Here is a 13,371-nt window from a genome sequence, read left to right as displayed (position 1 = left end):
TAGGCCTGCTTCTTGAACATGTTCAAGAAGCAGGTTCGGTGAGCTGGGTCTCAGCGGATGCGGAGGCCGCGCAGTACTACGGCCGCCGGGGTGGCCAGTACGTCGGGACGCTCCCGCGGGTCTTCGTCGTACGTGACGAGGTCGCCCTCCCCCTCGAGGCCGAGGAACTCCCGGGCGGAGGTGCTCGCGGCCTCCAGCGCCTGGGTGACCGTCAGGCCGTGGCGGACGAGCTGCTCGACCTCACCTGCGACCGTGCCGACGACGTCCGAGCCAGCTAGGACGCGTACGCCGTACTGGTAGGCCAGCTGCAACATCGCCGCCGCCTTCTCCGATCTGGCTTGCCTGCGCGCACGGCGCTCGGGGGTGTCGTTCTCCGCGCCGTACATGGCCGCCGAGAGGGTCGGAGTCCACGCTCCGCCTCGGGCGCCCAGTACTTCGAGATCCTCGGCGGTGAGGTCGTCGCCGTGCTCGACAGAGTCGATCCCCGCCCGGACGAGCTCGCTGACGAATGGAGTCTGGGTGTGTGCCGCGACTCGGGCGCCGCGAGCATGGACGGCGGCAACCATCTCGGCGACGGCGTCGGGCTCGTAGTTCGGGGTCACCGCGCTGCCGCGGATCGGGCCGTCGGGGCCGACCGCGGGGAAGTCGCCGACGAGCTTGATCCACGTGGCTCCGGCGTCGATCTCGGCCTCGACCGCAGCGATCAGGCCTGCGGCCGGTACAGGTTCGTACATTCCCGGGAAGTAGCTGTCCGCCGGCGCGACGAACCGCCCGGCCGCGAGTACGACTGGCCGGCCGTCCTCGGGGCCGGCGGCAAGCTTCAGGGTGACGGACCGATTGCCGCCGACATCCCGCAGCGCACCGACGCCGGCCTGCGCGAGGTCGTCGAGCATCGTCCGCGCCTCGGTCTCGCCGAGCAGTACCGGTCCGTGATCGCCGACGCCGAAGGTCAGGTGACAGTGCGAGTCCACCAGCCCGGGCAGCGCGAACCGGCCGGGCAGTGTCTCCCGGTCGCCTGTGCCCGCTTCGAGATGGACTTGGTCGCCGGCCGGCAGGCCGATTCCGTCGAACACCCAGGTCGCCATGGCCCGATCCTCCCCGGAGATCAGCTCATCGCCCGGCAGAATGCTGGCCATGGCGCTCAAGGAGAAGCACCTGGATCGCTGGGTGCAGGCCTACCGGCGAGCCTGGGAGTCGAACGATCCCGAGCACATCGCCGCCCTGTGGACCGAGGACGCCGCCTTCTACCGCCGCCCCGACGAGGAGCCGGTACTGGGCCGCGACGCGATCGTGAACGCCTGGCTGGAGGTCGCCGACGCGCCCGGCGAGACGCTGTTCGAGTACCAGGTGCTGGGCTTCGGCGACGGCGTCGGCTTCGTCCGCGGCTGGACCACGTACCAGACCGACCCGCTCGGCGAGTACAGCAACCTGTGGGTGATCCGCCTGGACAAGGACGGCCGGGCGCACGAATTCACCGAGTGGTGGATGGAAAAAGCCTGAGGTCGTAGGATCGGGATCAGGCACTCAGGGTGCCACCGGTCCGCGGGAAGGGCTCAGCCCACCTGATCTCGAGGTTGAGTTTGCGGTATCCACCTCCTTTCTCGCCTGACGACGCGGACAGCAGGCACGCAGAGAGGAGGTCGCCATGCCGACCCGTAATCTTCCGAACTCGCCGCGCCTGGAGCACCTGAAGAACCAGGCCAAGACCCTGCTCAAGCAGGTCCGCGCCGAGGATCCCGAGGCCGTCGCGCTGGCCGCCGAGTTCTATCCCGTGAGCACGCTCGCGGACGCGCAGGTCGCGATCGCCCGCAGCTACGGCTTCGCCAGCTGGCCCCGGCTGGTCCACCATCTCGAACTGGTCGACCGCTACAGCCGCTCCCCGCACGAGGCGCCGAGCAGCTCGAACCCGATCGAAGAATTCCTCAAGCTGGCCACGCTGCATTACGGCCAGGACGATCCGGCCCGGCAGCTGGCCGCCCGCGAACTCCGCGATGAAGTTGCATTGAGCAACATCTACACTCAGGTCGTCGCAGGGGAAGTCGAGGCCGTCCGGGCCTCGCTGGCCGACGAGCCATCGCTGGCGAAGCGAGAAGGTGGTCCGTTCCGCTGGGAACCCCTTCTGTACTTGACGTATTCGCGCCTCCCCGTGCCCACCGAAGCACCGCTGGAGATCGCGAAACTGCTGCTCGCCAACGGCGCCGATCCGAACGCCGGCTATCTCTGGTCGGGCATGCCGTCACCCTTCACCGCCCTGACCGGCGCCTTCGGGCGAGGCGAGGGCGACCAGCCACCGCACCAGAACCGGCTGGAACTGGCTCGCGTGCTGCTCGAGGCCGGCGCCGATGCGAACGACAGCCAGACGATGTACAACTGCGGCCCCGGCTGCCCACCGCCGTACGACGACGACCACCTGGCGCTACTGCTCGAATTCGGTCTGGGCAAGGGCGACGGCGGCCCCTGGCACGAGCGGATGACGACGGCGCACCCGACTCCGCGGCAGCTGTTGGAGGACGAGCTGGTCTTCGCTTCCTCCCAAGGCCTGCTGCACCGGGTCGAGTTGATGCTTGCTCAAGGCATCGATCCTGATGCGCGCGGAACCGAGCACCCGGGCTTCTGCGGCCATCGTGCCTACGAGCTGGCGGCGGTGGCCGGCTACACCGAAGTCGCTGAGCTGCTGGAGGCCGCGGGCGCGGCACCACTGGATGACGTGCACGAGTTGTACGCCGCCGCCCTGCGGGGCGAGTCGGTTGCCGCCGACCCGGAATTGGCTGCGCGGGCAGTACGGCGGAATCCGTTCGTACCGATCCGGGCCGCCGAAATGGGGCGGACAGAGGCGATGGCGCCTTTGCAGGAACTCGGATTCGACCTGAGCGTGCTCGCGATGAACACGCCTCTCCACCAGGCGGCCTTCCACGGCCACCTCGACACCGTCAAGAAGCTGATCGAACTCGGCGCCGACCCGTCGATCGAGGATCCCTCGTACCACAGCACGCCGCGCGGGTGGGCCGAGCACAACCACCAGCAAGCGGTCGTCGACTACCTGGACAGCCTCAAGGGCTGACGGTCAGGAAGAGGAACGAGCCGAAGATCATCAGGTGGACCGCGCCCTGCAACAGGGTGGCCCGGCCGGTCGCCAGGGTGAGCATGCTGACCACCACGGTCAGCGCGAACAGCACCATCTCCTTGCCGCCCAGGCCGAGGACGAGCGGCCCGTCGAGCCAGATCGACGCGATGGCGATCGCCGGGATCGTCAGTCCGATGCTGGCCAGGGCCGAGCCGAGCGCGAGGTTGAGGCTGGTCTGGAGGCGGTTCCGCAGTGCGGCTCGTACTGCGGCAACCGTCTCCGGCAGCAGCACCAGCAAGGCGATCACGACGCCCACGACCGCGAGCGGCGCGCCGGCCGCCTCGACCGCGGACTCCAGCTTCGGTGACACCGTCTTGGCCAGGCCGACGACAGCGATCAAGCAACCGAACAACAACGCAAGACTCACCAGGGCGACCCCGGTGCTGGGCGCTTCGGCATGGACGTCTTCTGCATCCTCCTCGGCTGCCTCAGTCACCGGAAGGAAGTAGTCGCGGTGGCGGATCGTCTGGACGAAGACGAAGACGCCGTACATCACCAGCGAAGCGACGCCCGCGAAGGCGAGCTGAGCCGCGCTGAACGTGGCGCCCGGAGTACTGGTCGTGAAGGTCGGCAGCACCAGGCTGAGCGTGACGAGTGCCGTCATCACCGCGAGCGCGCTGCCAGACGCGTGCACCCGGAACTCCTGCGTCTTGTGCCGCAACGAGCCGACCACGAGCGCGAGCCCGAGGATGCCGTTGCAGGTGATCATCACCGCGGCAAAGACTGTGTCGCGGGCAAGCGAAGCGGCCTTGTCGCCACCGGACGCCATCAGCGTCACGATCAGTGCGACCTCGATCACCGTCACCGCGAGTGCGAGGATCAGCGTTCCGAACGGTTCGCCGACCCGGTGCGCCACGACCTCGGCGTGATGAACGGCCGCGATCACCGCCGCGCCGAGGCCGGCGCAGATGAGGATGAGCAGGATCACACCCGGCTTGCTGCCCCAGGACACGGCAAGGACGATGAGCGCGAGTGGGGGCACGGCCAGACTCCAGCGCGGCAGCCCGGAAAGCACATGAGTCTTTGTCATCCCCTGTGATTCTATCGGTTCCATGGAGATCCGAGAGGCCGTCGCACAGGACTGGGACGCGATCTGGCCGTTCTTCCGCGACATCATCACCGCGCGTGAGACCTACACCTACGATCCAGAGCTGACCTTCGAGCAGGCTCAGGCGATCTGGATGTCACCGTCGTCGTCCCCGCCGGCGAGGACGACGGTCGCGATCGATGCCGAGGGCAAGGTTCTGGGCAGCGCGAACATGTACCCGAACCGCCCCGGCCCGGGCGCGCACGTAGCCAGCGCGAGCTTCATGGTCGACGCCGCCGCCCGCGGCCAAGGGGTGGGCAGGGCGCTCTGCCAGGACATGATCGACTGGGCCGGCCGCAGCGGGTTCCGGTCGATCCAGTTCAACGCGGTGGTCGAGTCCAACACCGCCGCGGTGCGGCTCTGGCAGTCACTCGGCTTCGAGATCGTCGGCACCGTGCCCGAGGCGTTCCTCAGCCCCGCGCACGGCTACGTCGGACTGCACGTGATGCACCGGCCGCTCCGGAAGCCGGCGCTCTAGAAGGAGGCGAGCTCCTCGGGGGTGAAGGCACGCAGTACGCAGAACTCGTTGCCTTCGGGGTCGGCCATCACGACCCAGGAGGCGGACTCGTCCTGGCCGACGTCGACCCGCTTGCCGCCGAGGGTCTCGATCCGGGCGATCTCGGCCGCCTGGTCGGTCGGGCGCAGATCCATGTGGACGCGGTTCTTCAGCGACTTGGTCTCGTCGGCCGGTACCCGGAGGAACAGGATGTCGGGCACGATGCCGTCCTCGGGGCTGCCCTCCGGCGGCTCCAGCACGGACTCCTTGTCCACCTCGTGGGTGATCCGCCAGCCCAGCACCTCGGCCCAGAACCGCGCCTGCGCGGCGGGGTCGATCGCGTCGTAATTCACACACTGCACCCGGATACTCATGGCCGACACCCTCTCATCGCCGAGGTTCCATCTGCTTTGATCGGGGGCATGACCGACTCGCGCGCCCGCCGCCTGTGGAAAGTCCTCGAGCCGTTTCACGCGATCACGTACTTCGCGCCGGATACCCGCAAGGCCACTGACGCGCTCGGCCTGCGAGGCGGCTGGATGAGCTACTTCGCCTGCCGGGCCGCTCCACTGGGCGCGGTCGGCCCCGAGCTGGTGACAGCGATCTTCTACAACTTCCACCCGTCGATGGTCGCCCGCGCTATCCCCGACGCATGGACCTTCGCCACGCCCGCGCAGCTCCTGACCACACGCCTGCAGGCGGTAGACAGCGCAGTACGCGCCTTCCCCGGCTCAGACCCAGCCGGTACGCCGATACGCCGCGCCGCCGAATTGGCCCGACACGCAGCCGAGCTGGCCCCGACGGCCGGCCGACCGCTTGCAGCGGCCAACGCAGCACTCCCCTGGCCCGACGAGCCCCACCTCGTGTTGTGGCAAGCCACCACGATCCTGCGGGAGTCTCGCGGCGACGGACACGTCTCCGCGCTGGTCGCGGCCGGACTGTCTCCGTGCCAGGCGCTCGTGACCCTGTCCGCGGCGGGCGGCCCGTCCAAGGAGGTCTTCCAGCTCAACCGGCGCTGGAGCGACGACGAGTGGGCGGCCGCGTCGGAGGATCTCCAGGCACGCGGGTTGCTCACCGCGGACGGCGTACTGACTGATGCCGGGCAGTCGCTGCGGCAGTCGGTCGAGGACACGACTGATCGACTCGCCGAGCAGGGATGGGCAGCCTTCGGCGACGCCGACGCGGAGGAGCTGGACCGGCTCGTCCGGCCGATCAGCGGCGCGATCATGGCCGCCGGCTTGGTACCGGACGACAACCCAATGGCGATGCGCTGGGACGCTACACCGCCTACGGGGCACTAACGCTTCTGCGGACCCCGGAAAGTGACGTAGAGCAGGGAGATCCCGAAGGCCGCGACCACCGGGCCGATGACCGCCCAGATCTGCTTGCCCGACATCGAACTGCCGCCGATGTAGCCGAGCCCCTGCAACGCCCACACCACACCGAGAACCGTCAGCAGCAGGCCGAAGGCCGCCGGTAGCGCTTTCTTCATCTCACGACCCTAGCTGGGCCGAGATGAGTTGGATCGCCTTGGCCAGGTCTTCACCCTTGGGCGCCTTCTCGGGGTCGAAGAGCCAGAGGGCGATCACGCCGAGCATCAGCGCCTGGTAGAAGGTGCCGACCTGCTGGACCGTCTCCGGGTCGGTGTTCTCATCGGCGGACCCGAACAGCATCGCCAGCCCCTCGCGCGCCTCGCCCTGCATCTTCGACAACGCCTCGAGCAGCTCAGGCAGATGCGCGCCCAGGCTCAGCACCTCGTACTGCGTGACCCACAGCGCGCGCGTCTGCGGCGACTCCAGCGTCTTCACCGCTTGACCCCAGGTGGCGGCGAACCGCTCCCGGACGTCGGCCTCTCCCGGCAACTCGGCGCTCATCGCCTTGCCGACGTCGGCGCCCCACTCGTCCAGCGCCTGGCGCATCGCCTCGTTCATCAGCGCTTCCTTGGACCCGAAGTGATAGCCGATCGCGGCCAGGCTCACCCCGGCCGCCGTCGCGATGTCGCGCGCGGTGGTCCGGCTGTAGCCCTTCTCCATCAGGCAGGTCTTCGCGCCCTCGATCAGCGCCTCGCGATTTCCCATGCCGCGATCCTAGCCGACGTCTGACACGAACGTCTTGCACAACTGTCTTAGACCATCGTACAGTCGTCTCGTCACCCCACCTCCAGGAGCTGAAAATGACGAACAAGACGGTGCTGATCTCGGGTGCGAGCGTCGCCGGACCCGCGCTGGCGTTCTGGCTGGAGCGCTTCGGCTACACCCCGACCGTGGTCGAGCGGGCGCCCGAGCCACGGCCCGGCGGCTACGCGGTGGACTTCCGCGGCGCCTCGCTGAAGGTGCTCGAGCGGATGGGCCTGCTGGATCAGGTCCGGGCGAAGGCGACCGAGCTCGGCGAGATGACGTACGTGAACGAGGCGGGCAAGCCGGTCGCCGTGATGAAGTCGACTGTGCTCAGCGGCGAGCTCGAGGTGCTCCGCGGCGACCTGGTCGAGATCCTGTACGACGCCACCCGGACCAAGGTCGAGTACCTGTTCGACGACTCGATCACGACACTGCGGCAGGACGAGACCGGCGTCGACGTCAGCTTCGAGCGCAGCGGCTCGCGGCGCTTCGACCTGGTGATCGGCGCGGACGGGCTGCATTCGAACGTACGCCGGATCGCCTTCGGGCCCGAGTCGCAGTACATCCACGATCTCGGGTACTACAACTCCGTCTTCACCGTCCCGAATCACCTCGGCCTCGACCACACGGCCCGGTTCGTGAACGTGCCCGGCAAGACGGCCGGCACCTACAGCGCGCGGGACAACACCGAGGCGAAGGCGCTGTTCTACTTCACGTCAGAGCCGTTGAAGTACGACCGGCACGACGCGGCGGCGCAACAGCGGATCCTCACCGACGCCTTCGCGGGAGTCGGCTGGGAGGTACCACGGCTGCTGTCCGGTATCGCCGGGTCGCCGGACTGGTACTTCGACTCGGTCAGCCAGATCAAGATGCCGAGCTACTCGATCGGGCGGATCTCGCTGGTGGGCGACGCGGGGTACTGCGCTTCACCGCTGTCCGGGATGGGGACGAGTCTCGCGATCGTCGGGGCGTACGTGCTGGCGGGTGAGTTGGCGGCGGCTGGTGGCGATCACGTGCTGGGCTTGCCGGCGTACGAGGAACGGATGCGGGGGTTCGTCAAGGCTTGCCAGAAGCAGGGAAAGGACAGTGGCCAGTGGTTTGTGCCTGGTAGCAAGGCGTTTCTGAGGATCCGGAACCTGAACTTCAAGCTGCTGCCGTACCTGCCGTGGCGCAAGCTGATCGACGAGCTGCCGTTGAAGGTGGGCAACTCGATCGAGCTGCCGGACTATGCGATCAACGCGTCCGCAGGCCTGCCTCAGCAGCCTGGAGCACAGCAGCGGTGAGGGCGTCCAGGACGGCGGAGTCGAGCTTCCAGTGCTGCCAGTACAGCGGGACGTCGACATACTTGCCCTGGGCAACCTCTATCAAGCGGCCGTCGGCCAGCTCATCCTCCACCATTTCCTCCTCGATCATCCCCCAGCCGAGGCCGAGCCGGATCGCCCGGACGAACGGCCCCGGCGCGGGGATCGAGTGGGTCGGCGGGTCGAGCCGGCGCCGGGTGACTTTGCGGAGCAGGCGGTGCTGGAGCATGTCCTTGGCGTTGAAGACGATCATCGGCGCGGTTTCGAGTGCCTCAGGCAACGGTTTGCCGGTCAGCCAGCGGTCCGCGAACTCGGGGGTGGCGACGGAGAGGTACCGCATCTTGCCGAGCGGTTGGACGCGGCAGCCCTGGACCGGTCGGGGATCGCCGGTGACCGCGGCCAGTACGGTGCCGTTGCGCAGCAGCTCGGCCGAGTGGTCCTGGTCTTCTTGGTGCAGATCGAATGCGGTCACCAGCTCGGGCGGGACGGCGAAGAGAACGGGCAGGAACCAGTTGTTGAGTGAGTCGGCGTTGACCGCGATCGGGAGGCGGAGGCCTTCGAGCCTTCCCTTGACGGCGGCGATCGTCTCGACCTCCAGCAAGGAGACCTGGCGGGCGTGGCGTAGTACGGCCTCGCCTGCTTCGGTGGCGCGGGCGGGTTTGGTCCGCTGGACCAGGACATGGCCGAGGCGGCTCTCCATCGCTTTGATCCGCTGACTGACCGCCGACGGCGTGATCATCAGCTTCCGGGCCGCCGCATCGAAACTGCCCTCATCGATCACGGCCGCGAAAGTGTCCAGCTGAGCTGAGTCGAGCTGCATTTTCGCCTCTTAAGAACTGCTAATGGTGGCGTAGGAAGTTTAGCTGGTTTGTCTTCGGGTCGGCTTCTACGGTCGAGGCATGCCCCTGCTTGCCGGCTTTGCCACCACACTGTCGCTGATCGTCGCGATCGGCGCGCAGAACGCCTTCGTCCTCCGCCAAGGCCTGCGCCGCGAACACGTGCTGCCGGTGGTACTGATCTGCGCGCTCTCCGACGCCGTGCTCATCTCGAGCGGCATCGCCGGCCTCGGCGCGTTGATCACCGGCAGCCGGACCGCACTCCACATCGCGCGCTACGGAGGCGCACTCTTCCTTCTCACGTACGCCGTGATCGCGGCTCGCCGGGCCCTGAACCCGTCGGCGCTCAGCCCGGCCGATCACGCCCCGAGCGCCTTGCGCAGCGTCGTACTGACCTGCCTCGGATTCACCTATCTCAACCCGCACGTGTACCTGGACACCGTCGTCCTGCTCGGGTCGCTGGCCAACCAGCGCGGTACCGATGGTCGCTGGATCTACGGCCTCGGCTCGGTCTCCGCCAGCTTCGCCTGGTTCTTCACGCTCGGCTTCTTCGCCCGGCGGCTCGGCCCGATCTTCGCTCGCCCGCGCGCCTGGCAGTACCTGGACGGCACCATCGCGCTCCTGATGGCCGGACTGGCAGCCTGGATGCTGGTGGGATAAATGGCAGGCGCCCGGAGCGCGGAAGATGCCAGGATGCCAGGCATGGTTGAGCGCGCTTTGAGCTTCGGGTCGGTGGCGGAGGCGTACGACCGGTTCCGGCCGGGGTATCCGCTGGAACTCCTCGAGCTGGTGACGGAGTACGCCGGTGAGCCGCCGATCCGGACGGCGCTCGAGATCGGCGCTGGGACTGGCAAGGCGACGCGTCTGTTCGCGCAGGGCGGGATCGCGGTCACGGCGACCGAACCGGACGCGGCGATGCTCGCGGAGTTGCGCAAGCAGTTGCCGGCAAACGTCACCACCGTGCAAGCCGCTTTCGAGGACTTGCCGCTGGATACGTCGTACGGGCTGGTGTATTCGGCTGCGGCGCTGCATTGGACCAACCCGGTGGGCCGGTGGGAGCGGATGGCCGCACTCGTCCAGCCGGGTGGGGTGTTCGCCAACTTCGGGGTGCCGATCCAGCTGGCCGATCCGGATCTCCAGGAGGCGGCGCGCGCGGCCCGCTTGCCGTACTTGGATGACGACGGCGTGCCATCGCCCGACGGGACATCGGCGGATCGCCCGATGCAATGGCCGGGCACGGAGCTTGAGCAGTCCGAGTGGTTCACCGATGTACGGCAGGTGGTGATCGAACGGCTCCTGCCGATGAGCGCCGTCGACTACGTCGGGCAGCTCTCGACGGTTTCGGCGTACGTGCTGCTCTCGCCCGCCGATCGGGACGAGGTCTTCCGGCGGACGCTCGAGGCTCTCCCCGAGACCGTGGAACTCGACGCGCAGGTCCACGTCCACCTCGCTCGCCGCTTGGGAGACTAGCTTTCTTTGGAGGGTTTGCCGCGTGGACGTGACGGTCTTGTGTGATGCGGTGGCGGTGTTTCCGGAGTCGGTGGAGACGGCGTTGCCGGGCTGGTCTGCAGCGGAGGCTGAGTGGACGGCGGTGGCCGCGCCGGGGAATGTGGCGGCCGAGGGTGGATGGTGGCTGCATTTTCATAGCTACCTGGTGACTTCGGCGGCTGGTGTTCTGCTGGTTGATACGGGGATCGGGCCGGCCGGCGGTGAGGCGGCTGAGTGGTTGGGGACGGCTGGGCGGTTGCCGGCCTTGCTGAAGTCGGCGGGGGTGGCGGCTGGGGAGGTCGACACCGTGGTGTTGACACACATTCATCTGGATCACGCGGGATGGAATCTGGCCGAGGCGGTGCCGCGGTTTGGGAACGCGACGTACGTGGTGCAGCAGGCCGAGGTTGAGCATGCGCGGGGGTCGGCGACGTACGAGCGGTTGGTCAGGCCGCTTGAGGATGCTGGGCAGATGCGGGCTGTGGACGGAGAGGTGTCGCTCGACGGTGGAGTGCGGTTGTTGCCTACGCCGGGGCACACGCCTGGGCATCAGTGCGTGGTGACTTCGCGGGCTGTGCTCGGGGGCGATGTGCTGGTGCATCCGGCGCAGGGGCGCTGGCCGGAGTTGACCTATGTTTACGAGAGGGACCCAGCGGTTGCGGTGACGTCACGGCGGGAGGTGCTGGCGTTGGCGGCGGCTAGCGGAGTACCGATTGCTGCTGCGCATCCGCAGATGGCACTGGACAGTTCCGGGATGCCCTTGCCTGCTAGGGATTCCGGGTTCGGCGTCTGCTCGCCGTACCAGCTCTAGGCGGTCAGCGGTAGCCGGTGGTGTCGGCGGGCTTGCCCTGGGATTCGACCTCGACGATGTAGCGCCAGGCGTCGGGTTGGCTGCCGTCGAGGTCGGTGAAGCCGTAGACCTTGGCCAGTTCGCCGCTGGACAGTGACTTGCCGTGGTACCGGGAGACGTCGGGGTCGGCGGCCAGTGCGGCCACTGCGCGTCCGACGTACGAGGGGCTCTCGGAGATTGCGAAGTGCGGGATGCGCTCGGTCGCGTCGCGCCAGTTGTCCTCGGTGACGCCGAAGCCGTCAAGCATCGCCTCCGAACGCAGCCAGCCGGGAGTGAGCAGGATCGAGGTCGTGTCGTACTTCTCGAGCTCATGCGCCAGCGCGAAGGCCATCCGGCTGACCGCTCCCTTCGCGACGTCGTAGAAGAACGAGACGCGGTAGTTGGTCGCGTTGTACTCGTCCGTGCCGTCGGTCATCTCGACCACCAGGCCGCCGGGCGACTTGATCAGCAACGGCAACGCGAAGTGGCTGGTGATCGCGTGCGTCTCGACGCCGAGCCGGAACAGCTTGAGCCCGTCGTCGAGCGGCGACTCCCAGACGGTCTTGTCCCAGCTCGGTTCGCCGGTCTGGCCCCAGATGTCGTTCACGAGGATGTGCAGCGCACCCTGCTCGGACTCGATCCGCTCGACGAGCGCCTTCACCTGCTCGGGATCGGTGTGATCAACCCGTACTGCGATCCCGCGACCGCCGGCCGCGTCGACGAGCTCGGCGGTCTCCTCGATCGTCTCGGGGCGATCCATCTCCGAGCGCTGTGCTCTGGTGGACCGGCCTGTCACGTAGACGGTCGCGCCGGCCGCGCCGAGCTGGACCGCGATCCCTCGTCCGGCCGCCCGCGTCCCGCCGGCCACCAACGCCACCTTGCCCGCCAGGGTCTTCTCGCTCATCTACTGCCTCCCGGTGTAGCCATACGTTGTATGATTTCGTACCATACGACGTATGGTTAATGCTGGCAAGCCACTTCCGGGCCGCTCGGGACGGCCACGAGCAGGGGAAGAGCGGCTCAGCCGGCACGCCATCCTCGAAGCGGCGCTGCGGATCGTCGACACCGAGGGCCTGGAGGCGATGACGATGCGCCGGCTCGCCTCGACGCTCGGCGTGAACCCGATGTCGATCTACCACCATCTACCGAACAAGGCGGCCGTCTTCGCCGGACTGGCCGAGCTCGTCTTCGCGCAGCTGGAGTCCACCCCGGCCGACGACAGCGTGCCGTGGAAGGACGAGCTGAAGGCCGCGGCCGCCGCCTATCGGGACGCCTTGCGCGCCCATCCGAACCTCGCCCTGCAGATCCTCTCGGACACCTCGGCGGTCTCGGACGTCGTCGTGGCCGTCGTCGAACCGTTCTACCGCTCCCTCGACCGGGCAGGCGCCGATCCACGCCAGATCGTCGAGGCCGTCAACACGATCATCGACTTCATCCACGGCTTCAGCCTCGGCGAGGCATCGGTCCGCGCCGAGACCTTCGACCTCGCGCCCGACCTGCTGACCCGGGTCAGCGCCTTACCTCCCGGCAAGGCGCCAACACTGGTCCGCGTCGTCACCGAACTGGGCGCCGAGGGCCTGGCCTACGACTTCGACACCGGCTTCGCGACCGGCATCGCTTTGCTTGTCGACGGCATCGCCACCCGTTTCGCCCTGTAATCAGATCAGCTGGTAGCGAATCCGGACGTCATGCCCTCCACCAGAGGTGTCGATCTCGAGGGAGCCGCTGATGCCGGCCAGTTCGGCGGTGCCGGAGCCCGGGGCGAACTCGTAGTACAGGGTGCTCTCGCCGTTCATCGTCCCGAACTGCTGCAGCACGACGCTGCCGTTCAGCCCATCGAGGCTGCCTTGGAACAGCTCCAGCGCGACGTATCCCGCCTTGCCCGCTGCCGGATCCCCTGCGGACAACATGCAGCCGGTACTGGTTCCAGCCATCCCACCGGTCCACACCTTGCTGAAGTCGAAGCGACCGGTCGCGTCCAGTAGCGCTTCGCCGGGTTGCAGCTCGATGGTGAATGCTGCTGTCGTTGAGTTGTCGGACATGCCCCGGACACTAGCCGCAGCGCGTCATCCGCTGCTTGTAAGAACACGACA

The 13,371-nt window shown here is 67.9% G+C and carries 17 protein-coding genes; 9 read left to right on the top strand and 8 right to left on the bottom strand.

The window, feature by feature from the left end:
* Positions 1–50: 50 nt before the first annotated feature.
* Entirely contained in the window at positions 51–1,136 is a 1,086-nt protein-coding gene (locus tag ABD768_RS22610; RefSeq protein WP_344843671.1) for an amidohydrolase family protein, read from the bottom strand.
* Between ABD768_RS22610 and ABD768_RS22605 the strand changes: the two genes are divergently transcribed.
* Positions 1,135–1,500 carry a nuclear transport factor 2 family protein gene (locus tag ABD768_RS22605; RefSeq protein WP_343982052.1) on the top strand — a complete coding sequence of 122 codons (366 nt, stop codon included), beginning with the start codon at positions 1,135–1,137 and terminating at the stop codon, positions 1,498–1,500. The genes ABD768_RS22610 and ABD768_RS22605 overlap by 2 nt on opposite strands.
* A gap of 145 nt (positions 1,501–1,645) precedes the next feature.
* Complete coding sequence (locus tag ABD768_RS22600) at positions 1,646–3,061, top strand: ankyrin repeat domain-containing protein (protein WP_343982055.1); 1,416 nt, start codon at positions 1,646–1,648, stop codon at positions 3,059–3,061.
* Here the strand turns inward: ABD768_RS22600 and ABD768_RS22595 are convergent.
* Complete coding sequence (locus ABD768_RS22595) at positions 3,051–4,154, bottom strand: calcium:cation antiporter (protein WP_343982058.1); 1,104 nt, start codon at positions 4,152–4,154, stop codon at positions 3,051–3,053. The two genes, ABD768_RS22600 and ABD768_RS22595, sit on opposite strands and share 11 nt — an antisense overlap.
* Before the next feature lie 22 nt (positions 4,155–4,176).
* Here ABD768_RS22595 and ABD768_RS22590 point away from each other — a divergent pair, with 22 nt between their 5' ends.
* Positions 4,177–4,689, top strand: coding sequence for a GNAT family N-acetyltransferase (locus ABD768_RS22590; protein WP_344843666.1), 513 nt, complete (start codon positions 4,177–4,179; stop codon positions 4,687–4,689).
* On the opposite strand, the gene ABD768_RS22585 is transcribed toward ABD768_RS22590, so the two are convergent.
* Entirely contained in the window at positions 4,686–5,081 is a 396-nt protein-coding gene (locus ABD768_RS22585) for a VOC family protein (protein WP_343982064.1), read from the bottom strand. The two genes, ABD768_RS22590 and ABD768_RS22585, sit on opposite strands and share 4 nt — an antisense overlap.
* A 48-nt stretch (positions 5,082–5,129) precedes the next feature.
* Here ABD768_RS22585 and ABD768_RS22580 point away from each other — a divergent pair, with 48 nt between their 5' ends.
* Positions 5,130–6,008, top strand: coding sequence for an SCO6745 family protein (locus ABD768_RS22580; protein WP_344843663.1), 879 nt, complete (start codon positions 5,130–5,132; stop codon positions 6,006–6,008).
* Here ABD768_RS22580 and ABD768_RS22575 read toward each other — a convergent pair.
* Positions 6,005–6,199 carry a hypothetical protein gene (locus ABD768_RS22575; RefSeq protein WP_343982070.1) on the bottom strand — a complete coding sequence of 65 codons (195 nt, stop codon included), beginning with the start codon at positions 6,197–6,199 and terminating at the stop codon, positions 6,005–6,007. The two genes, ABD768_RS22580 and ABD768_RS22575, sit on opposite strands and share 4 nt — an antisense overlap.
* Position 6,200: 1 nt before the next feature.
* Positions 6,201–6,785 carry a TetR/AcrR family transcriptional regulator gene (locus tag ABD768_RS22570; RefSeq protein ID WP_344843660.1) on the bottom strand — a complete coding sequence of 195 codons (585 nt, stop codon included), beginning with the start codon at positions 6,783–6,785 and terminating at the stop codon, positions 6,201–6,203.
* 95 nt (positions 6,786–6,880) lie between these two features.
* Between ABD768_RS22570 and ABD768_RS22565 the strand changes: the two genes are divergently transcribed.
* Entirely contained in the window at positions 6,881–8,107 is a 1,227-nt protein-coding gene (locus tag ABD768_RS22565) for an FAD-dependent monooxygenase (RefSeq protein WP_344843657.1), read from the top strand.
* On the opposite strand, the gene ABD768_RS22560 is transcribed toward ABD768_RS22565, so the two are convergent.
* The gene (locus ABD768_RS22560; RefSeq protein WP_344843655.1) at positions 8,058–8,945 is read right to left on the bottom strand and encodes a LysR family transcriptional regulator ArgP; all 888 of its coding nucleotides are present in this window, start codon (positions 8,943–8,945) and stop codon (positions 8,058–8,060) included. The genes ABD768_RS22565 and ABD768_RS22560 overlap by 50 nt on opposite strands.
* Before the next feature lie 79 nt (positions 8,946–9,024).
* Here ABD768_RS22560 and ABD768_RS22555 point away from each other — a divergent pair, with 79 nt between their 5' ends.
* Genes ABD768_RS22555 through ABD768_RS22545 form a run of 3 tightly spaced genes read left to right on the top strand, consistent with a single transcriptional unit; the run spans position 9,025 to position 11,260 of the window.
* Positions 9,025–9,621 carry a LysE/ArgO family amino acid transporter gene (locus tag ABD768_RS22555; RefSeq protein WP_343982081.1) on the top strand — a complete coding sequence of 199 codons (597 nt, stop codon included), beginning with the start codon at positions 9,025–9,027 and terminating at the stop codon, positions 9,619–9,621.
* A gap of 42 nt (positions 9,622–9,663) precedes the next feature.
* On the top strand, positions 9,664–10,431 hold the full coding sequence (locus ABD768_RS22550) for a class I SAM-dependent methyltransferase (RefSeq protein ID WP_343982084.1): 768 nt from the start codon (positions 9,664–9,666) through the stop codon (positions 10,429–10,431).
* Between the two features lie 22 nt (positions 10,432–10,453).
* Positions 10,454–11,260 carry an MBL fold metallo-hydrolase gene (locus ABD768_RS22545; RefSeq protein ID WP_344843651.1) on the top strand — a complete coding sequence of 269 codons (807 nt, stop codon included), beginning with the start codon at positions 10,454–10,456 and terminating at the stop codon, positions 11,258–11,260.
* Positions 11,261–11,264: 4 nt separating this feature from the next.
* Here ABD768_RS22545 and ABD768_RS22540 read toward each other — a convergent pair whose 3' ends face one another.
* Positions 11,265–12,182, bottom strand: coding sequence for an SDR family oxidoreductase (locus ABD768_RS22540; protein WP_343982090.1), 918 nt, complete (start codon positions 12,180–12,182; stop codon positions 11,265–11,267).
* 52 nt (positions 12,183–12,234) lie between these two features.
* Between ABD768_RS22540 and ABD768_RS22535 the strand changes: the two genes are divergently transcribed.
* A complete protein-coding gene (locus tag ABD768_RS22535; protein WP_344843647.1) occupies positions 12,235–12,936 on the top strand; it encodes a TetR/AcrR family transcriptional regulator in 702 nt (233 codons plus the stop codon).
* Here the strand turns inward: ABD768_RS22535 and ABD768_RS22530 are convergent, their stop codons facing one another.
* Positions 12,937–13,320 (bottom strand): DUF3224 domain-containing protein, encoded by a 384-nt coding sequence (locus tag ABD768_RS22530; RefSeq protein WP_344843645.1) that lies wholly within the window; start codon positions 13,318–13,320, stop codon positions 12,937–12,939.
* Positions 13,321–13,371 lie beyond the last annotated feature (51 nt).

This window comes from Kribbella ginsengisoli (assembly GCF_039537185.1).
GTDB lineage: Bacteria > Actinomycetota > Actinomycetes > Propionibacteriales > Kribbellaceae > Kribbella > Kribbella koreensis.
This window is presented reverse-complemented; position numbering and strand designations above follow the sequence as displayed.